General features: G+C 57.8%; 22 protein-coding genes. 8 read left to right on the forward strand and 14 right to left on the reverse strand.

The genetic code is table 11. The features are described from left to right. Positions 1–96: 96 nt before the first annotated feature. From KUF73_RS04305 to KUF73_RS04325, 5 genes are all read right to left on the reverse strand, one after another. On the reverse strand, positions 97–1,176 hold the full coding sequence (locus tag KUF73_RS04305) for an ABC transporter ATP-binding protein (RefSeq protein WP_218436785.1): 1,080 nt from the start codon (positions 1,174–1,176) through the stop codon (positions 97–99). A 5-nt stretch (positions 1,177–1,181) separates the two neighbouring features. Next, a complete protein-coding gene (locus KUF73_RS04310) occupies positions 1,182–1,973 on the reverse strand; it encodes an ABC transporter permease (RefSeq protein ID WP_218436786.1) in 792 nt (263 codons plus the stop codon). A gap of 28 nt (positions 1,974–2,001) precedes the next feature. Continuing rightward, positions 2,002–2,937 (reverse strand): ABC transporter permease, encoded by a 936-nt coding sequence (locus KUF73_RS04315; RefSeq protein WP_218436787.1) that lies wholly within the window; start codon positions 2,935–2,937, stop codon positions 2,002–2,004. 210 nt (positions 2,938–3,147) lie between these two features. After that, the gene (locus KUF73_RS04320; protein WP_218436788.1) at positions 3,148–4,308 is read right to left on the reverse strand and encodes a PotD/PotF family extracellular solute-binding protein; all 1,161 of its coding nucleotides are present in this window, start codon (positions 4,306–4,308) and stop codon (positions 3,148–3,150) included. Continuing rightward, positions 4,305–4,619, reverse strand: a complete 315-nt coding sequence (locus KUF73_RS04325; RefSeq protein ID WP_218436789.1) for a hypothetical protein — start codon at positions 4,617–4,619, stop codon at positions 4,305–4,307. Before KUF73_RS04325 ends, KUF73_RS04320 begins: the two co-directional genes overlap by 4 nt. Positions 4,620–4,905: 286 nt before the next feature. Here KUF73_RS04325 and KUF73_RS04330 point away from each other — a divergent pair, with 286 nt between their 5' ends. Next, positions 4,906–6,096 (forward strand): thiamine pyrophosphate-dependent enzyme, encoded by a 1,191-nt coding sequence (locus tag KUF73_RS04330; protein WP_218436790.1) that lies wholly within the window; start codon positions 4,906–4,908, stop codon positions 6,094–6,096. A gap of 47 nt (positions 6,097–6,143) precedes the next feature. Here the strand turns inward: KUF73_RS04330 and KUF73_RS04335 are convergent, their stop codons facing one another. Beyond that, entirely contained in the window at positions 6,144–7,010 is an 867-nt protein-coding gene (locus KUF73_RS04335; RefSeq protein WP_110661413.1) for a helix-turn-helix transcriptional regulator, read from the reverse strand. A 566-nt stretch (positions 7,011–7,576) separates the two neighbouring features. Between KUF73_RS04335 and KUF73_RS04340 the strand changes: the two genes are divergently transcribed. The 6 genes from KUF73_RS04340 to KUF73_RS04365 all read left to right on the forward strand — a co-directional run bounded on the left by KUF73_RS04340 (position 7,577) and on the right by KUF73_RS04365 (position 15,766). Next, complete coding sequence (locus tag KUF73_RS04340) at positions 7,577–8,746, forward strand: Gfo/Idh/MocA family protein (protein ID WP_218436791.1); 1,170 nt, start codon at positions 7,577–7,579, stop codon at positions 8,744–8,746. 109 nt (positions 8,747–8,855) lie between these two features. After that, on the forward strand, positions 8,856–9,890 hold the full coding sequence (locus KUF73_RS04345; protein WP_218436792.1) for a glycoside hydrolase family 3 N-terminal domain-containing protein: 1,035 nt from the start codon (positions 8,856–8,858) through the stop codon (positions 9,888–9,890). A 2-nt stretch (positions 9,891–9,892) separates the two neighbouring features. Then, complete coding sequence (locus KUF73_RS04350) at positions 9,893–10,909, forward strand: glycoside hydrolase family 3 N-terminal domain-containing protein (RefSeq protein WP_218436793.1); 1,017 nt, start codon at positions 9,893–9,895, stop codon at positions 10,907–10,909. Between the two features lie 113 nt (positions 10,910–11,022). After that, on the forward strand, positions 11,023–11,907 hold the full coding sequence (locus tag KUF73_RS04355; RefSeq protein ID WP_218436794.1) for a sugar phosphate isomerase/epimerase: 885 nt from the start codon (positions 11,023–11,025) through the stop codon (positions 11,905–11,907). 157 nt (positions 11,908–12,064) lie between these two features. Further along, on the forward strand, positions 12,065–13,651 hold the full coding sequence (locus KUF73_RS04360; RefSeq protein ID WP_218436795.1) for a GMC family oxidoreductase: 1,587 nt from the start codon (positions 12,065–12,067) through the stop codon (positions 13,649–13,651). A gap of 324 nt (positions 13,652–13,975) precedes the next feature. Continuing rightward, entirely contained in the window at positions 13,976–15,766 is a 1,791-nt protein-coding gene (locus KUF73_RS04365) for an acyl-CoA dehydrogenase C-terminal domain-containing protein (protein ID WP_218436796.1), read from the forward strand. A 311-nt stretch (positions 15,767–16,077) separates the two neighbouring features. On the opposite strand, the gene KUF73_RS04370 is transcribed toward KUF73_RS04365, so the two are convergent. The 6 genes from KUF73_RS04370 to KUF73_RS04395 all read right to left on the reverse strand — a co-directional run bounded on the left by KUF73_RS04370 (position 16,078) and on the right by KUF73_RS04395 (position 21,863). Beyond that, a complete protein-coding gene (locus KUF73_RS04370) occupies positions 16,078–16,548 on the reverse strand; it encodes an Lrp/AsnC family transcriptional regulator (RefSeq protein ID WP_218436797.1) in 471 nt (156 codons plus the stop codon). A 26-nt stretch (positions 16,549–16,574) separates the two neighbouring features. Then, positions 16,575–17,882: an FAD-binding oxidoreductase gene (locus tag KUF73_RS04375; protein ID WP_218436798.1), complete on the reverse strand. Its 1,308-nt coding sequence runs from the start codon at positions 17,880–17,882 to the stop codon at positions 16,575–16,577. A gap of 76 nt (positions 17,883–17,958) precedes the next feature. After that, a complete protein-coding gene (locus KUF73_RS04380) occupies positions 17,959–18,798 on the reverse strand; it encodes a transporter substrate-binding domain-containing protein (RefSeq protein ID WP_218436799.1) in 840 nt (279 codons plus the stop codon). Positions 18,799–18,874: 76 nt separating this feature from the next. Then, positions 18,875–19,645: an amino acid ABC transporter ATP-binding protein gene (locus KUF73_RS04385; RefSeq protein ID WP_218436800.1), complete on the reverse strand. Its 771-nt coding sequence runs from the start codon at positions 19,643–19,645 to the stop codon at positions 18,875–18,877. Between the two features lie 15 nt (positions 19,646–19,660). Then, positions 19,661–20,626, reverse strand: coding sequence for an amino acid ABC transporter permease (locus KUF73_RS04390; protein ID WP_218436801.1), 966 nt, complete (start codon positions 20,624–20,626; stop codon positions 19,661–19,663). Between the two features lie 184 nt (positions 20,627–20,810). Beyond that, entirely contained in the window at positions 20,811–21,863 is a 1,053-nt protein-coding gene (locus KUF73_RS04395; RefSeq protein ID WP_218436802.1) for an AraC family transcriptional regulator, read from the reverse strand. Positions 21,864–21,985: 122 nt separating this feature from the next. Between KUF73_RS04395 and KUF73_RS04400 the strand changes: the two genes are divergently transcribed. Continuing rightward, positions 21,986–22,387: a carboxymuconolactone decarboxylase family protein gene (locus KUF73_RS04400; RefSeq protein ID WP_218436803.1), complete on the forward strand. Its 402-nt coding sequence runs from the start codon at positions 21,986–21,988 to the stop codon at positions 22,385–22,387. A gap of 163 nt (positions 22,388–22,550) precedes the next feature. Here the strand turns inward: KUF73_RS04400 and KUF73_RS04405 are convergent, their stop codons facing one another. Together KUF73_RS04405 and KUF73_RS04410 are read right to left on the reverse strand one after the other, a co-directional pair. After that, complete coding sequence (locus KUF73_RS04405; protein ID WP_218436805.1) at positions 22,551–24,242, reverse strand: AMP-binding protein; 1,692 nt, start codon at positions 24,240–24,242, stop codon at positions 22,551–22,553. A 119-nt stretch (positions 24,243–24,361) separates the two neighbouring features. Next, a complete protein-coding gene (locus tag KUF73_RS04410; protein WP_218436851.1) occupies positions 24,362–25,630 on the reverse strand; it encodes an MFS transporter in 1,269 nt (422 codons plus the stop codon). Positions 25,631–25,756 lie beyond the last annotated feature (126 nt).

Below are 25,756 nucleotides of genomic sequence, written 5' to 3' on the forward strand. Positions count from 1 at the left end.
CGGATCAGACTCTTGTTGACGAGCTGATCCAGCGTTGAAGTTACGGGCAAACCCTGCGCGAAAATCAGCAGGGGCCGTCGTTCAGTTGATAGCGGCTCAGGCCGGTATCACCACGAAACTCTCTGGCTTGCAGGTCAGCGCAACATCCGAACCTGGCGGCAACGTGTGGCTGCCTGGCGTGGGCAACTGCTGGCATTTGAGATCGAGGGTTCCACCCGCCACAGCGACTCGATAAATGACCCGATTGCCGATGAATGAAGTGTCTTTGACCTTCCCGGCGAATGCCCCGTTGGCCAGTGCGTTGCCTTGGGCAGCCTCAAGGCCGATGGTTTCGGGGCGGATCGACACATTGACCGGCCCGGCATTCATGCCGGTCTTGGCCGTGTGTGCGTAACGCCCGAATGGAAGCTCGACATAACCATTGCTGGTATCGCCCAGCCCATAGGTGCCGTTGACGATATTGGTGTCACCGAAAAATTTCGCGGCGAACAACGTACGCGGCGACCAATACATTTCTTGCGGTCCACCGATCTGTTCGATGCCACCCTTGTTCAACAGGACCACACGGTCGGACAGGATCATCGCTTCGTCCTGGTCGTGGGTGACGTAAACGAAGGTGGTCGAGGTCTCTTCGTGGATCCTTTTGATTTCGTTGAGCATGTGGTGACGAATCTTCAGATCCAGTGCCGCCAGTGGTTCGTCCAGCAGCAGCACGGCGGGGCGATTCACCAGGGCCCGCGCCAGCGCCACGCGTTGTGCCTGACCGCCGCTGAGTTCGGAGATCCAGCGGTTCTTGAAGCTTTCAAGCTGCACCAGCTCCAGCGCCTTGGTCACTTCACGCTTGATCTCATCCCGTGGTTTCTTCTTCAGGCGCAACCCGAACGCGACGTTGTCGAAGACATCCAGATGCGGGAACAGGGCGTACTTCTGAAACACCATGTTGACGGGGCGATGCTCCGGCGCCAGCGCCGTCGAGTCTTTGCCGTCGATCACGACCTTGCCCGTGGTGGGCTCTTCGAAACCGGCGATGATGCGCATCAGCGTGGTCTTGCCACAGCCACTAGGGCCCAGCAAAGTCAGGATTTCGTTGCGTTTTACGGTCAGGTCGACTTTGCCGAGGGCGGTCAGATTGCCGTAGCTCTTGGAGATTCCGGTCAGTTCAATACTGTTGGTCATGGTGATTACTCTGCAGTTTCAGCACGTTCAAGTTCGAGACGACGACGGCGCAGGGTCATGACCAGGCCGGCAATGACGATGATGGCGATGGTCACGACCAGCATGAATACCGAGGCGGCATTGATGGTTGGGCTGACGGCGCGGCGCATCATCGAAAGGATCATCAGTGGCAACGTGGTGTCGCTGCCGGTGACGAAGACGGTAATCAGGAATTCGTCCATGGAGAGGGCAATCGCCAGGATCGCCGCACCGGCAATCGTCGGGCCGATAATGGGCAGCGTCACCAGCCAGAATGCCTTGAGCGGCGACGCGCCCAGGTCACGAGCAGCCTCTTCGAACGACAGATCGAAGTACTCCAGGCGTGAACGCACGGACTCGACGAAAAACGGAAAGGTGAACAGCGTATGGCCGATCACCACGGTCAGCAGCGAGCGGGGCAGGCCGATCAACGAGAAGAAAATCACCAGCGCAATCCCGAGGAACAAACCGGGCAAGGCGATCGGGGCGAAGTTCATGAAGGCAAAAACGGATTTGATCCGCCCTTTCATGCGCATCAGCGCCAGTGCCGAGAAGGTCCCGAGCACGGTGGTGAGTATGGCCGAGCCCGCGGCGACGATTGCACTGTTGGTCAATGCCGTCATGAAGTCCGAGCTGTTGAACAGCGCTTCGTACCATTGAGTCGAAAAGCCCTCGAACGGGAACGACAGCGAGGCGGACGAGTGAAAGCTGAACAGCGCGATGATCGCGATGGGCGCATAAAGGAACAGCATGTAAACGTAAGTGAATAGCCTGATCATGGCGAGTTACCTTTTTTATTGGCGGCAATCAGTCGTGGTAACGCTTGCCGGGTGCCAGGTTTGCAGCCCGCAACACACCCAGCAACAGCACATAGACCAGCATGAAGACCAACAGCAGTAGGTAGGCCATCGCCGCACCCAGCGGCCAGTTGCCGACCGAGCGAAACTGATTGGCGATTACCAGGCCCGTGGTCATGGCGTCTCTACCACCCAGCAACTGGGGGGTGACGTAGTCACTGGCGGCAAGCACGAAGGTGAACATGAACGAGCTGACGATGCTCTTGTGCGCCATTGGCATGATCACTCGCCACAAGATGGTGGCACCGCTGGCGCCCAGGTCCGCGGCGGCTTCCAGGTAATCCTTCTTGATATCGCGCAAGCCCGACACCAGCAGCAGAAGGGTGAAAGGCAGCATGATGTGGACCAGGGTCAACACCACCGCAAACTTACTGAAAACCAGCCACTCCAGCGGTTGATCGATCAGTCCGAAGTGCAGCAGTGTGGAGTTGATCACCCCGTTGGTGCCCAGAATCGAGCGCCAGGCGTAGACCCGTACCAGATAGCTGGAGAACCAGGAGATCAAGGCCAGGTACAGAACGGCGTTGGAGCGCGTCCGATAAACAATGTAATAGGCAACCGGGGCGCTGATGACCGTCGACAGCACGGCGGTCCAGAAGCCGTTTTGCAGAGCGATCCATAGCGAGTCATAAAACCCGCTGGCACTCAATGCCTTGGCATAGTTGGCAATGGTTGCTGCCGGTTCCATGCTGAAGGTTTTGGCGGTCCAGAAACTCGCGACCAGCAGCAGCAGCGAAGGAATGAGGAAGAACACGACCAGGAAGAACAGTGGGGGCGACGCCAGCAAATACCCGCTCAGGGTTTTCTTGTCGATTTTCACGTGTTTACCGGCCTTCGAATCCCTGTCATCGAGGAGGATGGGCTCGCTGTTGTTGACTACGTTCATGATTATTGTGCCTTTGCTTTTTGTTTCGATAACGAGGGCGCCCGGGTCCGCACATACACGGTGTGACGTGTGCTTTCCCTGAGCGATTCGAACGGCGTCGACAGGCCATTCCATAGCCCCCATCGAGCAGAGGAGTGCGTGCTCGCAAGCACCCACTCACTCGTCCAGTCCCCTCAAACAGGCCTTTCAATACACCGGGTTGCCGATGCTCTAGAACGAGCCTTTGAAGTTCGCCCACTGATCGATCCATTCAGCATAGGTCACGTACTTGTCGGAGCTCAGGGGCGGCTGGCCGTACAGTTTTGATTTCTCGAAAAAGCTGTCCAGATTCGCGTAGTCGAAGGTGTTCTTCAGTTCGGCAGGCAGTAGCGGTACGGCTTTGGTGTTAACGACACCAGAGAACATCGTGGTTGCCATTTTGGCCTGGGTTTCAGGCTCCAGCGTCTTGTTGATGAACTCCAGCGCCAGCGGTATGTCCTTGGCGGTTTTCGGGATAAACAAGGCATCGCACCACAGGGCCGCACCTTCTTTGGGAACCGACAGCTCCGTATTTACGCCGCGCTTCTTGGTCTCGCTGGGCGTGTTGGCCGACGCCGAAAACACCGCATCCACTTCGCCCGACACCAGCAGGGAAACTGCGTCTCCCGAGGAAGCTGCAAAGACTCGGCATTGATCACGGTAAGGTTTGAGCTTCTCGAAAGCATCGTCGAATTCGGCACGGGTCAAGTTGGGGAACTTGTCGCCATAGCCGGCAATGATCGCGATCAGCGACCAGTTCGAGGTGCCGTCATCGACAAAGGTCAGCCTGCCTTTCAGTTTCGGGTCGAGCAGGTCTTTGTACTCGGTTGGTTTCTTCACGTTTTTCGGGTTGTAGACAATGGTGTTCATGCCCCACAACAGCGGGACACCCCATTGCTTGCCATCCCAGTACCAGCGGCTGCCTTTATAGAAAAGCGGGACGGTATTGTCTGCCGAGTAGTTGGGGATCTTCGACGTGTCGATCGCCTTGAGCAGGCCCATTTCCTTATAGATGGTCTCGTAGCCCAGCGCATACATGGTCAAGTCAAGTTGCACGGGATCGGAGCCGGCCAGGCGAGCGGTGATGTCGTCCTGGTTGCTGGCATAGCTTGAACGGACGGTGATGTCGCGCTGTTTGCGCCAATCGGCCAATTCCGCATCACCGGTTTCACCTTCCCAGCCGAGAATCTCCAGATGGCCGGAGGTAGCGGCAAATGCACTTGGCACGAACGAACTGATGTACAACCCCGCGGCAGATGCAGCAGCCCCCAGCATAAACGTGCGCCGGTTCAGGCTAATCGAGTCCAACTTGATGCCGACTGATCCATAACCCGTCTCTATTTCTTTTTTCATTTTGAGTTCCTGCCCAGGGTGGTTGTTTTCAAACGATTAGCGACTTGCAATGGCGCTGGCTCGGCGGTGTCGCCGGGCATGTCCATATGCATGCAGTCATGTACATCGGCAGAGTTATGGCCAGCGTTGTTTCCATGCGGCTGGGGAGGTTGTGGCGCTGTGCTGGCTGGTAGAGAGAGCATTGCGCAGTTGGCCTCCACTGGTCCGATCGACTCTTCCTTGGCTGTAGGCGCGCCGCTTTCCTCAAGTAGCAAGGTGAAGGCTTCAAGTGGCGCGCCCAGCGCTTGATAGGCTCGGCTTGTTGTTTTCATGGATCGAGTATTGGCCTGGCGGGCAGAGCACTCAATTTCGCAGCATCTTTAAAAGCGACGCACTCTGACGCATCAAAGTGACCTAATCGGCGCAGCTGGCTCTTGATAACGATAGTCCCGCTTGAGCGGGGGATGGGCGGTGTTCAGCTGCGTCAACGTGCGTCTCTTTTGCGGGGGGTGCGAAATTGAGCCGCGCTGGCTCCCGGCGAATACTCCGGTGACGGTCTTGAGACGACGCGAGGGGCATCCGCCCTGACGCCAGCGTTTGTTTGATGAGGGTTTTTCTGTGAAGCTCACGGGTGGTCAAATTGTTGCGAAAGCGCTGAAAGCCAATGGTGTCGACTACGTTGCCGGCATGCCCGGCGATGGCTCATGGGGGTTGGTAGAGGCACTGCTGAGCGCCGGAACGGATATCCCGTTCATTCAAGTGATGCAGGAGCAAAGTTGCGTCCATCTTGCCGACGGTTATTTTCGTGCCTGCGGTCGCCCAATGGCCGTTTTACTTGCGGGCCCGCTGGGCATTTCGACGGCGCTCGGCGGGATCGCGGCGGCGTCGGCGCAGTCATCGGCCATGCTGGTCATCAGTGGTGACGATGCTCAATGCGAAGTTGACCCGCGGGTAACGGCTTCCAGCGGCGTCACCAAAGAACATGTATGCGTCGCGCACATTGAACAGTTACCGGAGGCCCTGCGTCAGTCCTTCGATTCGATGTTCAGTGATCGCGTCGGTCCGGTCAGTCTGGCGATGCCGGCGGCGGTACAGAACGCGTCGATTGACGTCAGCCTGGCGCCCGCCAGTTTGCGCGCGACCAGCGAAGTGCAGCGGATCGACCCACGGCTGAAAATAACCGCCTTGCATCAAGGGCAAACGGTGCATGGGATCGACGAGAGCGCCAGTGACGTCCCGCCGTTGATTGTTCAGAGGCCTTTGGCCGAACTGCGGGCGATCCTGGAAAAAGACGCCATTGTGGTGGTCGGTGCGGGAAGCATTCAGGCAATCGCACGCGAGATGTTCCCCGTCTACGAACCTGGCACGCTGCTCTGCGCCGGCAATGTCGGGACCATGGGGTGGGCGGTGCCAGCGGCCATTGGCGCGAAGCTCGCCATGCCGGCGCGCCAGGTGGTGTGCGCCGTGGGTAGCGGCGATTTCTTGCAGTCGATGCAGGAAATGGCGGTGTGCGTGATGCACAGCATCCCCGTGGTATTCCTGGTGTTCAACAACAGCGGGTACGTGTCATTGAGCGATGTGCAAACCCCTGCGATCGAGCAGCACCGCACCCGCGAGTTCAACCTGCCGGATGGCAAACCGTACTCGCCCGACTTTGCCGGTATTGCCAGAAATTTCGGTCTGGATGCGTGGCGAGTGGAACACGCCTCACAACTCCATTCGACGTTTATCAAGGCCCTCAACAGCAAGGGGCCGTCGTTGGTAGAGGTCATTACCGCACGCGGTTCGCGCGTGGGTCACGGCGCTTAGTGACCCACGACGTTCACTGAGTCAGCGCTGGCAAATGCAGGCCGGCCTCAATCCTGACCGCCCCAGACGATGGTGGCGTTGTCGCCCGTCATGTATTCGCGCACTTCCAGCGGCAGCGACTGATCGCTGGGAAGTACAGCGGTTGCATTGCGCAGGTGATGTTTACGGATCTTGCCTTTGTCCACGAGTCCCAGCGCCATGCGGGTGGAGAAGGGCTGGCGGAAAGAGGACGACGCCACGCCGGTGACCAGGCCATACAGGAACCGGATCGGCCGGCGATGTTGTGGCGTCAGAATCGAAAACGTCATCTCGTTCCGCTGCTTGCCTTCGAAGTCCACCATGAACAGGCGATCTCCCAGCAGCAGGCAAAAACCGTGATAAGTGAATGAATAGCCAATCTTTCCGCTGCCATCGAGCAACGGAAAACGCTCCACTGTGACGTACTGGACCATCGAATCGGCCCGATACAGGCACGTGACCGAGCGCAGGATCCTGCCTTTATAGATCGATGAGTTGTGGTAGCGGTAATAGACACCCAGATAGTCTTCGAGCAGATCCGCCGACTGCTTGGCCAAGGGCAGGAAATGATTGAATTGCGCCGAGGCACGCAAGTCTGTCGGCAATTCGTTTTCGTAGCCTTCGTAAAATTTCTTGAATTCGGCTGGCGGTCGAAAAAGGTCTTCGGCTTCCATCATGAAATAGCGGCCGATCTTCTGCAGGATCTTCTGTGAAGGAACGTGCTGGCCCACCAGGTACTTGTTGAACTGCTGGCGATTGACATCAACTTTTCGGCACATGTCCGCCACCGACCGGCAAGACTCAACCAGCGTACTCAGGTTTTTTTGCACGTTGGCTTGCAAGTCACTGCGAACCTGTTGGCGCTCGGGGTGCGAGGTGGCAGCAGTTAACGACATGGGGGGCGGATCTCCTCGACTGGGCATTTGTTATCTCGATGTGGGCCTGCGTAAGAGTGCGTGGTTATATAAGTTATATGTATTGGTTATATAAGAATGATCAAAAATAACCTTGGATATAACCCTTTGCCGACTCAAGTATTTGAATATTCAATGTTTTAACTAAGCATGTTCCATGCCCACTCCTGATATTCAAGTTTAATCCGTTCAAATGAGTCAATGCGTCAAATTGTAAGCGCTTTTCCGCAGGCTTCATGCATTGACAATGTTGGAGGAGGCGTAATTCATCGTGGTCGAATCAGCGTGCCAGAGCGTCCAGCGGTTACCGGGGCGCGGGCAAGTAACACTTTGCCAGGCCCTCGGTAACAGGTATTTGCCAATCAATGTGAAGCGTTGGCTATTTGTGCCATTTACGAGTGCTTCAGTTCGCGTCATGTATCGATGTTGTGCGAAATGGTGAAAGAAAAGACTGCCGTCGATACTTCACGTCGCGCAGTTGGAAACGGGCACGACGAAGATTTCTCAAGGCTGCGCGAGTGAGCGTTACTTATTGGAGTATTTCGGCGATGGCAAGGTTAACAGGCGACATTCCTGGGCAAAGGCGATTCAAGGTCGGCATGGTTGGCGGCGGACAGGGCGCTTACTTCGCCAGTTATCACCGGGCGGCCATGCGTCTTTGTAATCGCTTCGATATCGTCGCCGGTGCCTTCTCTTCGGATGCGGATAAATGCCGTGAGGCGGGTCAGGCTTTTGGCCTCGAGGACGAAAGGATTTACCTGTCGTTCGAGGACATGGCGGCCGCCGAGTCGCGCCGTGCCGACCCCATTGAGGCGGTCGTCATCGTCACACCCAACCATCTGCACTTCGAACCCTGTCAGTTGTTTTTGCAGGCGGGAATCCCGGTTATTTGCGACAAGCCGTTGGTCAACAGTCCACAAGAAGCTTTTGAGTTGGGCCGCATTGCCGAACAGTACGATACGTTTTTTGCGATGACCTACACCTATCAAGGCTACCCCATGGTCCGGGACGCCCGCAGTCGTATTCAGGCCGGGGAGCTGGGTGACATTCGCTTCATGTACGTCGAGTACCTGCTGGAGTGGTTGGCCCCCGGTGTGTCCGGCTTGAACAAAAGCCTGGCGTGGCGGGGCGATCCTGAAAAGGCCGGCCCGACCGGTGTTTTGGGCGACATCGGAACGCATGCGTTCAACATGCTTGAATTCCTCTCCGGGCGTCGCTGCACCAATCTCAATGCCAAATTGACCACGGTCGTTCCCGATTGGGGGCTGGACGATACCTGTGTGGTGCAACTTGAATTTGAGAACGGCGTGGACGGTTTGTTGTGGGCCAGTTTTGCGGCGCCCGGTCATCGTAACGGATTGCGCTTCAAGATCATCGGCAGCAAGGCATCGATTGAATGGTGTCAGGAGTCCCCGGAAACCCTGCGCTTTACACCTGTCGACGCTGCCGAACGCATCTACCGTCGCGGCCAACGTGATAACGCCGCCCAGACATTGAGCTTTACCAGTTTGCCTGCGGGCAATACCGAGGGATACCTGGAAGCGCTTGCCGTTCTCTATGCCGATTTCGCCGAGGCGCTCGATGCCGGCGCGGGTTGGCGCACGGCAACCAAAATCCCGCTCCCGGATATTTATGAAGGCGTGCGCGGCGTCATTTTGTCCCAGGCGTGTGTCGAGTCCAGTCGACGGCGTGCCTGGGTGCCTTTTCCAAAAAGCTAAGACCGTAATTTCGACAGCGAGGGAGTTGTCCTGCTTCGAGAAATAACGGTTTTGTTCGCATCAATAAAAGTGAGCGGTCTGCTCAAAATTACCCCGTTGAGGAAAATCGATGTCTAGCGAACTGCATAGAGCTGCGTATTCGGTACTGCTTCCCGCGTTCGGGGATTTGAACCTGGACGACAATGTCCGTCGCTATTTGAGCCGTGGTGGTGTTTCCATTTTGCTGGGTGAAACACGAGATGAATACGTGGGCAGAGCCATGACCCAGCAACGAAAAAGCGCGGAATCCCCGGCGGACTTCATCAACGTCGCGCGCCAGGCTGCAGCGTTGGCGGGAGCGGCGGTGCTGATAGCGGTCGATCAGGAGCTGGGCGGCATCGAACGTCTCCATCAACTGGTGCCTGCAATTGCATCAAGGGAACAACTCAAGGACCTCAGTTCACAGGACATCGAGCATCGCTGCTTCGAGATGGCCAAGGTGGCCCGAAGCCTGGGGGTTAATCTGTTTCTGGCGCCGATCGTCGATGTGGTGACCGGTGCCAATCCGTGGCTGGTCAATCGGCATCTGGGCGCCGATCCGATTGAGGTCAGCCGGGTTTCCTGTGCCTTTATCCGTGGGGTTCAACGAGCAGGGGTGATTGCCACGGCGAAACACTTTCCTGGCCATTACATCACTGAAGCTGATCCGGCGATTGCTGAGGCCATAGTTCCCGGGCCACTGGAATTGCTGCATGACAACCTAGAAGTGTTCAAGGAGGTCATTGCTACTGGTGTGCAAGCGGTGATGCCAGGGCCTGCGGTGTTTCCGGCGATCGACCCTGATCACTCGGCCTCTACCTCGGCGAAAGTCATTGGCATTCTGCGTGACACCCTTGGCTTCGATGGCTTGATCATTTCCGATGACCTCGATGCGGTGTCCATTCTGCGCGGCAATTCGATCACGGACACGGCGGTTGCTTCGCTGGCGGCAGGCGCACATCTGTTGCTGGTGTCCAGTGAGTCAGGTCTTGATGCCATCGCCGATGCCATTGTTGCGGCCGTCCATGAGGGCGTTCTGGACCGTCAGGTTCTGTTGCACGCCTCATTCAAAGTGCGCGAGCTGGCCAATACGGCGCACGACCAGAACGCTGCAAACCGGGACTGATCATGAGCTCAAATGAAAGCAAGGCATACGGTGTCCTGTTTCCGGTTTTGCTTGATCTGGACATGAGTGACGACGTGCGTGGATTTCTCGATAGGGGCGGGCGCAGCCTGCTCTTTGGCGAGACCGCGCAGGAGTACGGCAGCGGAAAAATGAGCGCCAGCCGTCTGGCGTCGGAAACGCTGGAGCAGTGGCAACGATTCACCGCCACAGCAAAAAATATCGCCGGGCCGCTGATACTCGCAGCCGATGCGGACATTTCCGCCGTTCACCGATTGCAAGGCGTTGCCCCGGCGCTGCCTGAGCCTGATCAGGCCAGGGCCATGGAGCTTGCCGAGTTGGAAGAGGCATGTTTTCAGGTGGCAACGGCCGTACGCCATGCCGGGGTGAACCTGTTGTTGTCGCCGACCGCCGATGTGGTGGGTGGCACCAATGTCTGGTTGCAGGGGCGCACGTTGTCCGATGATATCGGCCAGGCTGCCGCCATGGTTGGGGCGTATGTGCGCGGTGTGCGACGGGCCGGAGTGGCGAGTACGCTCAAGCATTTTCCCGGGCACCCGGTATTGCTGCGACAACCGTCGTCTGAGGTAGCGGTAGTGACCGAGTCACTGGACCAGCTACGGGCGTATTGGCCAGCGTTCCAGGCTGGAGTGGATGCCGGCGCGGACGCGGTGATGATGGGGCCGGCAATTTTTGCGGCGTGCGAACCTCCTATTGCCGGCTCCGTTTCGCCCGAGCTCATCGGTGTGCTGCGGCATGAACTGGGGTTCAAGGGATTGGTCATGACCATTGACCTGGACCATCGCTCTACCCTCGGCAACTCATCACTGGGCGAGGTGGCGGTTGCGGCGCTCAATGCCGGGGCGGATCTGTTGCTGATATCCGCAAAGGCAATACCTGAGATCGCGCAGATCGTTCGTGCGATTGTCGCCGCTGTCGCTTGTGGGGCCTTGCCCCAGGAACGACTGGATGCGGCTGCCTTGGCGGTCGCTACCTTGGCCAATCGCCTCGCGCACGCTTGAGCCACGCAACCTGACGCAGTGACTGCGTCAGGTTGCGCCTTATTTCTTGTGGCTGCGAAATGACTGCCCGAATTTGATCGCTCTACAATGAATTACAACGGCAGGAGCGTCATATGAACACCCAAAACAATATTCTGGCCTTGCATTCCACCGTCGCAAAGCATTCGACCCTGGCGATGGACATCGACATCGCAAAGGCTGTGGGATTCGACGCGCTGGAGATCAACAGCGCCAAACTGGAAGCTTATCTGCAGGCCGGTTATTCCGAGTCGGAACTCAAACACCTGCTCCAAGATGTCCACGTGACCGGGATCGGTTACCTGCGGGATATCGAGAGGCAGGGCGCCGAACGGGATGACTTGTTGAAAGAGGCCGAGCGTCTGTTTCAACTGGCCAACCTGGCGGGCGCCAAAGGTGTGCAAGTACTCACCGGGCCGATCAACGTTCAGGCGGTTATCGATTTTCAGCATCAAGGCAAGAGCATTCATTACTCGGGTTTGCTGGGGTTTGATGAAGTTGAACAGTACGCCTTGACCGCCAGGAACCTCGCTTTACTGGCTGACCTGGCACAGCAATATGACCTCCTGCTTTATCTTGAAGCCTTGTCATGGACGCCCTTGAATAGCCTGGAACATCAGCGCCAACTGATTGATCGCACCGAGCGCAGTAACGTCAAGATGGTCATCGACTATTGGCATTGCTTTACATCCGGAGTGAAGCCGCAAGACATTGCCGCAATGAATAAAGACGTGATCTATGGCGTGCATGTGTGTGACTCGCTGCCTTTTGCGGGAGGCATTCCGAATGAAGACGTCCTCAGGGATGTGCCAACGGGAAGCGGGGTCTTGAACCTCGCCGAGTGGACGGCTGCGGTGAAGGCGACCGGGTACGATGGATGGTGGAGTTGTGAGTTGTTTTGCAAGAAACAGCAACAGCAGAACAGCTACCAGGTCGCCAAAGAGTTGCAGGCACTGTTGAGCCGACTCGTAGGCGGATAAGCCGCTTTTTCAATGCGATAAAAAGTTCTGTTTCTTACAGGTTTGATTTCGATCAGTTCGTCACTGTGCGGTGGTCGGGTCAACGCTTGCGCACAACTATTGGCGGGCACTGCTTCAGGCAGCCTTATTTTGAATACCAAGAAGATTTGAGGTCGTAATGGTGGATTTCATCGTAATCGGAGGCGGCTCGACAGGTTGCACCGTGGCTTCGAGACTGAGCGAAGACGCATCTGCATCCGTCGTCCTGTTCGAGGAGGGGCCTCGCGACCGCAACCCCTACATCCATATTCCCGGCGCTTACTACAAAACCGCGCAAGGCCCGTTGTTGAAACGCTATGCGTGGGAGCCCACCGAAGACCAGCGCCGGACCGAAACCCCGACAATGGTCCAGGCCAGCGTGCTGGGTGGCGGGAGCTCGGTCAATGCAATGATCTACATCCGCGGCGTTCCGGCCGACTACGATGGTTGGGCCGAGCAGGGCGCAACCGGCTGGTCTTACAAAGACGTGTTGCCTTACTTCAAAAAAGCCGAAGACAACGAGCGCTTCTGTAACGAAGCCCATGGTGTTGGCGGGCCGTTGGGTGTTTCTGATCCGATCAATGTCCATCCATTGACCAAAGTCTGGCTTCGCGCCTGCCAGCAATACGGCCTGCCGTACAACGAAGACTTCAATTCCGGTAAACCCGAAGGTTGTGGGCTTTATCAGATCACCGCCAAAAACGGGTTTCGCAGCAGCGCGGCGGTGGCCTATCTGGCACCTGCCAAGTCGCGCAAGAACCTGGCGGTCAAGACGGGTTGTCGCGTGATCCGCATTTTGACCCAGGGCAGCAAAGCCATTGGCGTTGAATACATCGAGAAGGGCGTAAGGCATGTGATGCATGCCGACAAGGAAATCGTTTTATCGTCCGGCGCCATCAACTCACCCCGATTGTTGATGTTGTCCGGCATTGGCCCTGCCGCGCAGCTGGATAAACATGGCATCAAAGTGGTCAAGGATCTGCCCGGTGTGGGGCAGAACCTTCAGGACCATATCGAGGTGTCGCTGGTTTATGAGTTGACGGGCCCGCACAGCTACGACAAGTACAAAAAAGCCCATTGGAAAATCATGGCAGGCTTGCAGTACGCCCTGTTCAGGCAAGGCCCGGCGGCGTCGAACCTGATTGAAGGCGGGGCCTTCTGGTGGGGGGACAAGTCTGCAACCAATCCGGATATCCAGTATTTCATGGTGGTTGGCGCGGGCATTGAAGAGGGCGTTGATTCGGTTCCCGGCGGCAATGGTTGCACCTTGAACCTGGGCCAGATTCGTCCAAAGTCCAGAGGTTATGTTGAGCTCTATTCAGCAGACCCGATGTCGCCACCGCGGATCGTGCCCAACTATTTCTCCGACCCTTACGATATTGAAAGCCTGGTGGATGGTTGCATGGTGGGTGAGGAAATCATGTCCCAGGCCGCCTTCAAACCCTTCATTGCAAAGCGTCATGTACCGGACGTTACAGTCAGGTCTCGCGACGCAATGAAGAAATTCTGCCACGAAGAGGCTCACGCAGCGCTGCACCCGTCGGGCACCTGCCGCATGGGCGTGGATGATCGCTCGGTCGTGGGGCCGGATCTCAAGGTGCACGGCATCGAAGGGCTGCGCGTTGCCGACGCATCGATCATGCCGACGCTGATTTCGGGGAACCCTAACTCGGTGTGCATCATGATTGGTGAAAAGGTAGCGGACATGATCAGAAGCGGGCAGTAAGTCGCCAGGCATTGAAGCGGGGCGGTGACGGGGTTTCAACCGGTCACCGCTGCGCTTTTTTCCAAACAAAGAAGCGATCGTGTATCACCTCGTGCAGCAGCCTGCCGAATACACCCCGTAGACTCAGGTCGAGTTCTTCGCATTCACCCCGCAAATGTCCGTCATATGAAAATGAAATTTCAAAAACAGTAAGTACCTGTTTAGGGTGGGGCCTGGTCTTTTCCACTCGAATGCAGGAGTGCTTACCGTGAGTACATCGTTCAATGTGATCCAGTATCTGGCAGAAACCGGCCAACACGTTCCCGATTTCAACGAGGGGCGTGTATGAAGTATCAAGCGCCGTTGCGCGACATGCGCTTTGTCCTGCATGAGCTGTTCGACGCCTGCGGCCACTGCGAGCGTTTGAACAATGGGCTGGACCGGGAAACCATTGACGGTGTACTGGAGGAAGCGGCCCGTTTCGCGGCCGAGGTGATCTCGCCGCTCAACCGTAATAGCGACGAGCAAGGCTGCCAGTTGGTCGACGGACGCGTCAGCACGCCGGAGGGTTTTCGCGAGGCGTATCAGCAGTACGTGGACAATGGCTGGGCGAGCATGACCGGCCCGCAAGAGTACGAGGGGCAGGGCTTTGCGCAGCTGATTTCGGCCAGCTTCCACGAGATGCTGATGGCCGCGTCTTTGTCCTTCCGCATTTATTCCGGCCTTACCGAGGGCGCCGTACTGGCCTTGCACCGGCATGGAAGTGAATCACTCAAGCGATCTTATTTGGGCAAACTGGTCAGCGGTGAATGGTCGGGCACCATGTGCCTCACCGAGCCCCAGGCCGGTACTGATCTGGCCTTGTTGCGCACCCGCGCCCAGCCTCAGGCCGACGGCAGCTATCAGGTCAGTGGCAACAAGATTTTCATCAGTGGCGGCGACCAGGACCTGACCTCGAACATCGTTCACCTGGTGCTCGCCCGGTTACCTGATGCCCCGGCGGGAGTGAAAGGCATCAGCCTTTTCCTGGTGCCAAAATTCATCGCTGCCGATGACGGCACACCGGGGGCGCGCAACGCGCTGAGCTGTGGCGCGCTGGAACACAAAATGGGCATCAAGGGCGCTTCCACCTGCGTGATGAATTTCGATGGCGCACAAGGCTGGTTGGTCGGCGAGCCTAATCAGGGGCTGGCGTGCATGTTCACGATGATGAACGATGCGCGCTTTCAGGTGGGTTTACAGGGACTCGGTATCGCCGAGGCCGCATTCCAGGGCGGTCTCGCTTATGCCCGCGAGCGTCTGCAGTCGCGAGCCCTGACCGGGCCGGTGACACCGGAAAAAAGTGCCGATCCGATCATCGTGCACCCCGATGTACGCCGTATGCTGCTGACGCAAAAAACCTTGAGCGAAGGTTGCCGTATGCTCGCGGCCTATACCGCCATGCAACTGGACCTCGAACACGGCGACCCGCAGACACAGGGGCGCCAGCAAGCGGGCCGTCGGGCGGCGTTGCTGATTCCAATCGTCAAAGCATTCTTCACGGATGTCGGCCAGGAGGTCGCTAGCCTGGGCGTTCAACTGCACGGCGGCCACGGTTATATCCGCGAATGGGGCATGGAGCAGTTGATGCGCGATAGCCGCATCACACAGCTGTATGAGGGCACTAACGGTATTCAGGCGCTTGATCTGGTTCGGCGCAAAGTGCTGGGCGATAACGCCGCAGAGCTTGGCGCCTTGATCGACGAACTTACCGTGCATGTTGAAGCCGCCGCCTCACAATCGGCGCTCAGAGAGATGGCCGGGGCACTGGGCCAGCGTCTGGCCGAGTGGCGTGCACTGGGCGTCGAGGTTGTCGAAGCGTGTCAGCGTGATGCGCAGGAAATCGGTGCCATGTCGGTGGATTTCCTTGCCTACTCCGGTTACGTGCTACTGGGCGGTCTATGGTTGCAGGCCGCCATGCGCGCCGATGCAGCATTGGCCGAAGGTACCGACGAGCCTGCGTTCTATCGCGCCAAGCTGCAAGCAGCTGATTTTTATTGGCGCCGCGTGCTGCCCCGAGCCAGCGGTCACCGTGAAAGTTTACTGGGCGGCGCCCATTGCCTGATGGCTATGGATGAAGCCGCGTTCTCATTTTGACGCGTCACCCAGCGTGACGATCCAGAATCGAGTGCCATGAATGTATAGAGATTGACCCTCTGAGCAGGGGGATTCCTGGGGAACCTGCGTCACTAAATGCAAAAAGCCCGGCGCAGGGCCAGGCTTCTTGTGTTGGGGTCAAATCCTTTTGTCTGCTCAATGTGCGCTCAGATTTGTGAGCACTTCGTGAAAAGCATGTCGCAGGAACGAAAAAGCCCGGAATCAGTCCGGGCTTTCTGTAGATGGGCCAAATCCCTTTGGCTGATCGCATTGTGCTTGCTGGGCGTGACGATTTGATGACAGAGAAGACTTCACACCGTCAATTTCCGGCTGAATTTGGTTTCCATCACAATATGGGAGGCGGTATGCGCCACGCCTTTGACCATGTTAATCCTGGTGAGCTCGGCATTGAGTTCGCTCAGGGTCGAGGTGGAGAGATGAATAATGAAGTCGGACTCGCCCGAGACCGCATATACGGCCTGAACCGCGTCCATCTTGCGAAGAGCGGTCATGACATCGGTGTAACTCTTGTTCGTGCAGGAGGTCATGGTGAAACAATTGATGGTCTGCTGGAGTTTGTCCTGGTCGATGCGCACGCTGTAGCCGGTGATGACGCCAGCCTTTTCCAGGCGGGTAATTCGCTCTTGCACCGAAGAGCGCGAGACGCCGAGTTTACGTGCCAGTGAAGCGGTAGGCTCGCGTGCGTTGGCCTGCAGGAGGCCAAGCAATTGCCTGTCCTTGTCGGTCAGATTAAACAATGGACCGGGATTCTGCGCATCCATGGACACTTCCTTGACCTCGTTCGGATTCAGTTTTTATGGGTTGCCCTGCGTTGCGAACGCGTTTCCTGAAACATGTCCATGATCTTCAGGCCGGCATAGACCGTTTGCGCAGCTGCCGGACCGAGGGGACCACCGTTCCATTCCAGGCCGTAAGCATCAAACAGTCGGTAGCGATCTGTTTCGCTGCAAATGGCTTCGGCTATGACGCGTCCGCCGATAGGCGCGGTGTTCATACCATGGCCACCAAATGATGTACATGCCCACAGTCCTTTCCCGAGCGGGCCAATGTGAGGCATTTTGTGCCGCGCGTAGCCCATCAGCCCGGACCAGGCTTTGTCGATCTTGATGCCGCGCAATTGCGGATAGACGTCGAGAATGTCGTCGGTCAGCAGTTGCCCCAGGCGTTTTTCATCTTGCAGGTTCCGGGTGGTGATACGACCGCCCCAGAGCAGGCGGTCACCATCGACGATTCGGTAATAGTCCGAGGCCCGGCGATTGTCGCCCACGGCATCGGTGGTGCCGACGGCATCTGCCAGGCGCTCGCCCAAGTGTTCGGTCAACACCGCGTAGGTCGCGATCGGCAGAAAGGCGCGGCGTAATTTTCCGAACTCAGGGCCTCCATAGCCGCCGCAGCAATACACCACATTGGCGCAATCGACAGTGCCCTGATTGGTGTAGACGCGGTGCCGTCCGTCCCGGCTCTCGACTCGGACCATAGGCGATTGTTCATGGATTTTTCCGCCACCGCGCTCAATAAGCCGGGCCAGGCCGAGGCAATAGTTCAAAGGGTGGAAGTGGAATCCATGGGTATCGCGCAGGGCCTGGAAGTATCTGTCGGTCTTGAGCTTATCGCGCACGGCCTGGCGATCCAGGTAGTCGAGGTGAAAGTCGAAATCAGTCGCCATTTTGTCGCGCATGCGCTTGAGGTTGTCACCATCCTCGTAGCGAACCACGCTCAGCTTTCCCGGTGTTGATGCACAGCCTGGCAATTGATGGCGGGCGATGGTATCCCGAACGATGTCGACGCCTTCGAGCGACAGTTTGAACAGCGCGGCGGCCGTTGGTTTTCCGCAGCGTCGTTCGATGGATGACAACCCTTCGGACCAGCCTTGCAGGACGAAGCCGCCGTTACGGCCGGACGCTCCCCAGGCAACACGGCCAGCGTCGAGCAGCACGACCGACTGCCCGCGCGATACCAGTTCCCAGGCGGTGCTCAACCCTGCCAGTCCTGCGCCGATGATGCACACATCGGCCTGGGCACTGCCGGACAGCGCCGCGCGCTGCGTCGTGTCGTGCATCGTGGCGGTGTAGTAGTTGTTGTTATAGGTGAACATGAAGTCCGTTGTCCTTTTTCGAGGCGCAGGCATGCAGGGCGCCGCGTCGAGGACGGGCGCCTGCGCTACATGGGTTTTATTGAACCTGGGTGAGGTCGGCGCCGTACCACTTCTCGGAAAGTTGCTTCAGCGTGCCGTCGGCTTTCATGTCGGCAACGATCTTGGTCAGCGCGCCATTGAACGCCTCATCGCCTTTGTCCACGGCGATGGCCAAGGGTTCGTAGTAGGCGGGTTTGCCTTCCACTTGCACGATGGGATAGCCATTTTTGACGGCAGCGACGATGGTTGGAAGCGCCGACAAAGTCGCATTCAGCCGGACGCCGTTACCCATGCGCAGGTCATCCAGAGGGCCCATGCTGTCGCCATAGGTCCGCACATCGCCGGGTGTGACGTCATAAGTAAAGGGGGGTACATCGGCAGCGTCGATCTTAAGTCGACGGTTGATATAGTCCTCGGAAGTCGTGCCTGCTTCGACACCGATAATCTTGCCGTTCAGATCCACCGGTTTAGTCCCGGCTGCATCCTTGTGCACTGCGAACACATACGGCGTGTAGTAATAAATGGCGGGGAAGTCGAGTACTCGGGCACGCTCGGTGGTTGGCGTCATGGAGCCGACCGACAAGTCCCAGCGACCCGACCAGCGTCCTGCGGTGATGATCCCGTACTCAGGCGTCACGAAGTCGATCTTGCTGCCCAGGCGCCGGCCGATTTCACTGGCGACATCGATGTCAAAGCCTTGCAGTTTATTGTCCGGGCCGAGGAACGATTGCGGTGGCCAGTTGGCGGCGGTGGCCACTTTGATCACCTTGGTTTCGTGGATTCGGTCGAGGGTTGAACCCGCCCAAGCGGCGCCGGTGGTGATCGTGACGGCGGTGGCGACAGCGGCTGCAGTAAAGAAGCGAGTGAGTGAGATCATGAGTAAGCCTCCAGGTATCTTGGGTGCGGGTTTTTGTTGTTTTTGTCGATGACTTGGGAAGGTATGACGATGCTTCTCAGTGGCTGAGAATCTGCGACAGGAATTCCCGGGCACGTTCGTGCTGCGGATTGTCAAAAAAATCGTTGGGTTTGGCTTGCTCGATGATGCAACCCTGGTCCATGAAGATGATTCGGTCGGCAACCCGTCGGGCGAACCCCATCTCATGGGTGACGCATACCATCGTGATGCCGTCCTGAGCGAGCTCGCCCATCACATCCAGCACTTCCTTGACCATCTCGGGGTCAAGCGCGGAAGTGGGTTCGTCGAACAGCATGATGCGTGGGCGCATGCAGAGTGCCCGGGCAATGGCAACGCGCTGCTGCTGGCCGCCCGAGAGTTGGCCCGGGTATTTATCTGCCTGGTTCCTGATCCGCACTCGATCAAGGTATTCGTAGGCCAGTTCGCGGGCCTTGGACTCGCTGAGCTTGCTCACCAGGCGCGGCCCGAGCATGAGGTTCTCCAGGACCGTCATGTGCGGAAACAGGTTGAATTGTTGAAAAACCATGCCGACCTGGCGCCGTATGTTGGCCACGCATGAGGCATCACGGGTCAACTCGTTACCGTCGATGAACACGTTGCCCTTCTGGAAGTCTTCCAGCAGATTCAGGCAGCGAATCAACGTGGACTTGCCGGAGCCCGAGGGGCCGCATACGACCACTATTTCGCCGCTGGAGATGTGCAGGTCGATGCCCTTGAGCACATGAAAATCGCCATACCATTTATGCATGTCCTGAATCGATATGGCGGGAGACGGGGCAGGTGCTGCTGCAGCTGACGGCTGATTCATCGTAATGCTCCTGATTCAGCGATGGGCGCGATTGAAGTGCTTTTCCAGACGGGCCTGGACGGTTTCCAGCACGATCGATAGCAGCCAATACAGCACGGCTGCGGTGATGAGCATTTCCAGGTGCCGGAACTCGGCACGTCCTTGTGTCCGCGCCAGGAACATCAACTCCCAGACCCCGATCACAGACACCAGCGAGCTGTCCTTGAGCATCGAGATGAACTGATTGCCCGTTGGGGGAATGATCAGGCGCATGGACTGAGGAAGAATGACCCGGGTCATCGTTTGAAACGGGTTCAGGCCAATCGCACGTGAGGCTTCCCACTGACCCTTCGAGATACTGCTGATCCCGGCACGAAAAATCTCTGTCATGTAGGCGCCATAGCAAAGCGAGAGCGCCAGGATCCCTGCGGGGACAGCCCCGACCACGTAGCCGAGTTGAGGAATACCCAGGTAAATGAGATAGATCTGGATGAGTAGCGGAACACCACGGAAGAACGAGGTGTAGAAACTGGCGATAGCAATCGCGAAGCCATTGGAAGATAAGCGGGCTGTTGCTCCCAACAAGGCCAGGACGAACGCAATGGCAATGGAAATAGCCGACACGTAGACGGTAGTGAAAACCCCTTGGGTAATCATGAAGCCGACTTTGGTCGCGATGAAACTGTAGGAAAGATTGAAGGTGTCGAAGAACAAAAGGAACAGCACCAGCAATTCGCACCAGACCGTAATGATCTGCGCTCGCAAGGGGAACCGGCCAAGGATGAACAGGTTCAGCACAACCGTGATGGTGAAAGTGCCCCCGACTGCAATGTCACGCGCCAGAGGCGCTTTCAGGTCAAGAACGATCGGTCCCATCATGTTGGAAAGGCGGCTTTCGCCCGCGCCGCAGACAAGCGTGATGATGAAAATGACGACAGCGACCGCACCCATGAACACGGCGCTGTCAGTCATACGAGCCTTGACGATATGGTCTTTGTACATGGCTTACGTGCCTCAGGGTGAGCCCCTTTATTGTTGTAAGTCCATTATGTGTGGGCAAAATGCCGGGCGGCACCCTGCGAAATGTCGGCGTTTCCAGTTTGTATGAGCATATGAGCAGGTACGAGCCATACATCTGCAAGAAACGCCTTGCAGTTGTGTCAGCCGAGACTGGTTAACGCCACACTTAGATGCCAGGCATTCCCGAATTGAACAACTGAGGTCTCGGGTTTTTTACGGCTATCGAGGAGGGGAGTGTTCTCCAGCTTGATGGACTGCAATCGAAGAGCCGACTGAACCAGCGGGAGAACGCGCTTAGCTCGGAGAAACCCAGAACGCCAGCAATCTCGCTCAAAGGATGTTGGGGGTTTGCCAGGTAACGCGTGGCCAGTTCTCCACGCACCTGATCCAGCAGTGAAGAAAACGTCTCGCCCTCGCGCAAAAGCTGCCGATGCAGCGTTCGTCTGTCACGTCCCAGGTGAGCCGCCACCTGCTCTGCCGAGCAGCGTCCAGTGGGCAGCAATGTCCAGATCATCTGCTGTACCTGCGCCCGCAGGGCTGTGCGGGAATCTTCGCGAATGCTTTTCAGATATTGATTCACGTAGCGGGCCATTTGCGGATCGGCACTGGGCAGGGGCCGGTCGAGATCGCAGCTGCGGCAGATAATGCCGTCCATGAAACAGTTGAACTGAACTGCGGTACCGAACACACGTTGGTGCCGGCTATCGTCCATCGCAGCGCCGTGACGGAAACAGACCGCGGAAGGATGCCAGTGGGTGTCCAGTAACGTCTTCAATAGTCGATGGGTAACCGCTACCGCCAGTTCCACCGATTGGCGCACAGACAATTGACAGGCTGTCACCAGCTCTAGCCGCAGTACCACCACGCCGCCGCTTTCTTCGATATCCAGCACCAAACCCTGATTGTGCAGATAGAGAAATTCCTGGAGCGCCCCCAGCGCTTTACGCAGCGTTGGTTCGCGCCATAACAAGGCCAAGGGGCCGAGATTGGAAACACTGCGGTATTCTGCCAGGCGCAGGCCGAAATCTTCAACGCCGGCCTCACGCGCTGAACTGTCCAGCAACCGTGTTACTGCTTCGATGGATATTTTCAGGTCTGGCTGGAGCAAACAGCGCGGGTCAAGACCGACAAGGCGCATTTGCTCCAAGGGGTCGACGTTTAACGAGCGGGCTATTTCCGCGTAGTTGGTGAGGCTGGCACTGCGAACAAGGCCGTTCATTGAGGATTTGCCCCTCCGTTGCACGTGTCCCGAGATGTCATGGCTGTGCCCCCTATAGTCAATACTGATGGCGTCTGCACGCCTACAGTTGAAAGCAACCCCTGACCCTCGAGGCGCTGCAAATGAATGAAGACAAGACCAAACCCGACACGCCTACCTGCGATGCCATGCGTCATGCTGGAAGTTGGAATCCCGTTTGGGACTCGCTGACCGAGCTGGACGCCGAGTGGGTGGAAAAGTTTCTCGGCATGGCCACACACCCGATCCGCAAGGGGGTTCTGGAACCCAAGACCTTCGAGCTGATCGCCATCGCCGTCGATGCGTCCTGCACCCATATGTATGCTCCGGGTGTCCGTCGCCACATCCGCAAGGCACTGGAAGTTGGCGCCAGCGTCGAGGAAATACTGGCGGTGCTGCAACTGACCTCGATACTGGGCATTCACAGCATGGCGCTCGGCGCGCCACTACTTATCGAGGAAGCGCAGAAGCTGGCCGCCGAGGGCCCGGTTCAGGGCACTTACTGATTTCATCCATCCAAGGCGAAGGCCGAAACGGCCTTCGCTTACTTACCTCAACAGTCCTGCATTGAGATGATTCACTCTAGGGCGATGGCTGCTTGAGAACTTCTCATTTGATGCCAGCCACCTTTCATTTGATGCCAACCGCTGCGGATCTGACGCAGGTTGCTTAACTGTCCGAGGACGTTTCAGTCGACGCGCCCGATATCGCCAGAGCCCGCAAGTCTCTACGCAATATCTTGCCCACCGTGGATTTGGGCAACGCTTCCAGGAACAGCACCTCGCGGGGCACTTTGTAGGCCGCAAGGTGCGCGCGGCAATACTGGATCAGCATGGTTTCATCGAGCGTGGTATTGGCGACCTTGACAACGTACAGGCACACGGACTCACCGCTGCGTTCATCCGGTCTGCCGATCACGGCGCATTCGCTGACACCTGTGCAACTGGCGACAACAACCTCGACCTCATTGGGGTAGACGTTGAAACCCGAGACAATGATCAAGTCCTTCTTGCGATCGACGATCTTGAGCAAGCCGTCGGCGGTAAAAATGCCGATGTCACCGGTGCGAAAGTAACCCTCAGTGGTAAACGCGTTGGCGTTGGCCGTGGGCTTTTGCCAGTAACCAGACATGATCTGTGGCCCCTTGGCGCAAATTTCTCCGGCCTCGCCGAGCGCGGCGGGTTGATCATCGTCCTTGAGCAACACGATGTCGGTCGATGGCAAAGGTAAACCGACTGCCGCAGAAAATTTGCTTCGCCCCATCACGTTCAGACACAGAATGGCCGAGGTCTCGGAGAGCCCGTAGCCTTCGAGGATTTCCTGACCGGTGATGTGCTTCCATTGTGCCGAAGTCGCCGGCAGTACGGCGGCGCCGCCGCCAATGGCCAGACGCAAGCGCGAGAAATCCACTTCGCTGATGCGTGGATGGCGAACCAGCGCGGCGTACAGAGTATTGACCCCGGTCAGCAGTGTCGGCCGGGCGCCGATCAGGGTGTCGACCAGATCATCGCTGTTGCGTGCGTCGGGGATCAGCCAATTTTCGACCCCGACCGAAAAGCAGATCAGCAGATTGATCGTCAAAGCAAAGACGTGGAATAACGGGAGTGCGGTGACCACCACGTTGTCGCCGTCAGTGTCGAACATGTCAGGGAGAAAAGCGCGCGCCTGCATGATGTTGGCGATCAGGTTGCGGTGAGACAGGGCGGCTCCTTTTGACGGGCCGGTGGTGCCGCCGGTGTACTGCAGAAAGAGCAAGTCATCGCCCGTCAGGTTGACCGGTGTCAGATGCAACGTACAGCCTTCACGCAAAGCGTCGATAAAACGTGTCAGCTGCATTGAGGACTGGATATCCATTGCGCCGCCCGCCACTGCCCCGGCCAGGGTATCGCAGAGGTTTACCACAATGACTTTTCTGATGGTGGTGCCGATCAGTATCGCTTCCAGGGTCGGGAGCGCACTGGCGATGATGACAATGGTCTGGACCCCTGCATCGTTGAGCTGGTGCAAGAGCTCCTGCGAGGTGTATGTCGGATTGACATTCACTTGAGCGGCGCCGGCTCGGAGGATGCCGAACATGGCCACAGGAAATGCCGGGATATTGGGTAGCATGACCGCAATCCGATCGCCTCGTTGCACGCCGTTGTGCTGCAGGTAGGCGGCAAATGCGCAGGACTGCCGGTCGACATCGGCGTAACTGAGTGAGTGCTTGAAGCAGCGGAATGCGGTGTGATGGGCATAGCGCTGCATTGCGTCCTGGGCCATCGTGACCACCGAAGGCCAGGCGTCGGGGTCTATATCAGCCGGTACGCGGGCGTCGTAACTCTGTTGCCAATGACGGGCGGCGGTGAATGTCTGGGTCATGATCAACCTGCTGTTGAAGTTATTGGTGGCGGGTGATTAGGGGTGGGTAGAGCGATTCGAACACTGCCCTCGGTGACCTCGATGCAATGGCAAGGCCTCTTCGTGCGATGGCACCTGTCTCAGGAACAGGGTTGAGCACAGACGCGCTGAAGATCGTGGTGGTAGTTACGCACCCCCACCATCAGCACCAGCGCGGCGGCAACGCCAACCAATGGCAGCAATTGCAGCGCTGAGGCCAGCCCAATGCGATCGGCGAGCCAACCGGTGACGAAGGGGCCGGGGGCCATTCCCAGCAGGTTGTTGGCAATGGCCAGTGTGGCCATCGCGGTGCTGTGCAGGGCTTGCGGTGTCAGGTCGGCGACCATCGTGCCGGACGGGCCGACAATGCCACCGCCAACGAACAGGGCCAGGCCAATCATCACCAGTTGTGCCATGCCCACCGGCAGCTGAAAAGCCAGCGTGAGCAGGGCACTGCAAAGCAGGCAGTAGCCCATGGTCAACCTGATTTTTCGCGTTGGAGAACCGTGGCACAACCGGTCGGCGATGGCGCCACACAGGGGCATGCCGATCGCCGTGCAGAGCATGAAAATGGCCGCGATTGCACCGGCGTTCGTCAGGGGTATGTCATGGAAACGATTCAGGTAGCTGGGCAGCCAGGTCAGCAAGGCGCCGACGGTGAACAACTGCAAACCACTGCCGATGTAGACGCTAAGCACCGACGACGTCGAGAACAGGGTTTTGAGCGCAGGATGGGTTTCGGGCAGACCCGAGCCAGCTTTCTGACGAGACAGTTCAAGGCGAGCAGGCCTGACGACCAGCGCATACACAGCTGTCAGTACGGTGCCATAAATGGCCATGCCGACGAAGGACGCGCGCCAACCAAAATATGTCGCGAGTACTCCGCCCAGCCCAATACCCAGCACGGAACCGACCATGCTCCCCGCGAGGAACGCGCCGGTGATCGTGGCGCGTTGCTGCGGCGGAAAAATGCTGAGCACCACAGCCAGCCCAACGCTGCCATAGGCCGCCTCGCCGACGCCGATGAAGAAGCGTGCCACGAACATTTCCTGATAGTTGGCAGCGAAGCCACACACCAGGGTGGCCAGGCTCCAGAGAGCGGCCATGAGGACGAGGCTGCGGATGCGACCCAGGCGATCAGCGACGACCGAAAGGGGAAAAGCCAGCACACCGACGGCGAGGGCCACGATACCGGAGAGTGCGCCAAGCTCGGAGTCGGAGAGACCCCAATCAGCCTTGAGCTGCGGGAAAACCACCGTCAATACCTGCCGGGACATGAAGTCTGACAGCAGCAGTCCGAAGGTCAGGGCGAAGACCACCCAGGCGTAGGGGCGGGCGACACGTCGCCAGGTGTCGCTGCGTACTTCCATTGGCGCATGCACAGTCACGGAGTCTTTCCTCTTGTTGCGGCGGCGTTCAATCGCAGCTGTTGAAATGACGTGTAGGAGGGTTTGCGGGGCGCAGGCAGGTACTGCAAGCGTGCGCACCGCAAGGTT

It is taken from the genome of Pseudomonas sp. PD9R, assembly GCF_019200975.1.
Classification (GTDB): domain Bacteria; phylum Pseudomonadota; class Gammaproteobacteria; order Pseudomonadales; family Pseudomonadaceae; genus Aquipseudomonas.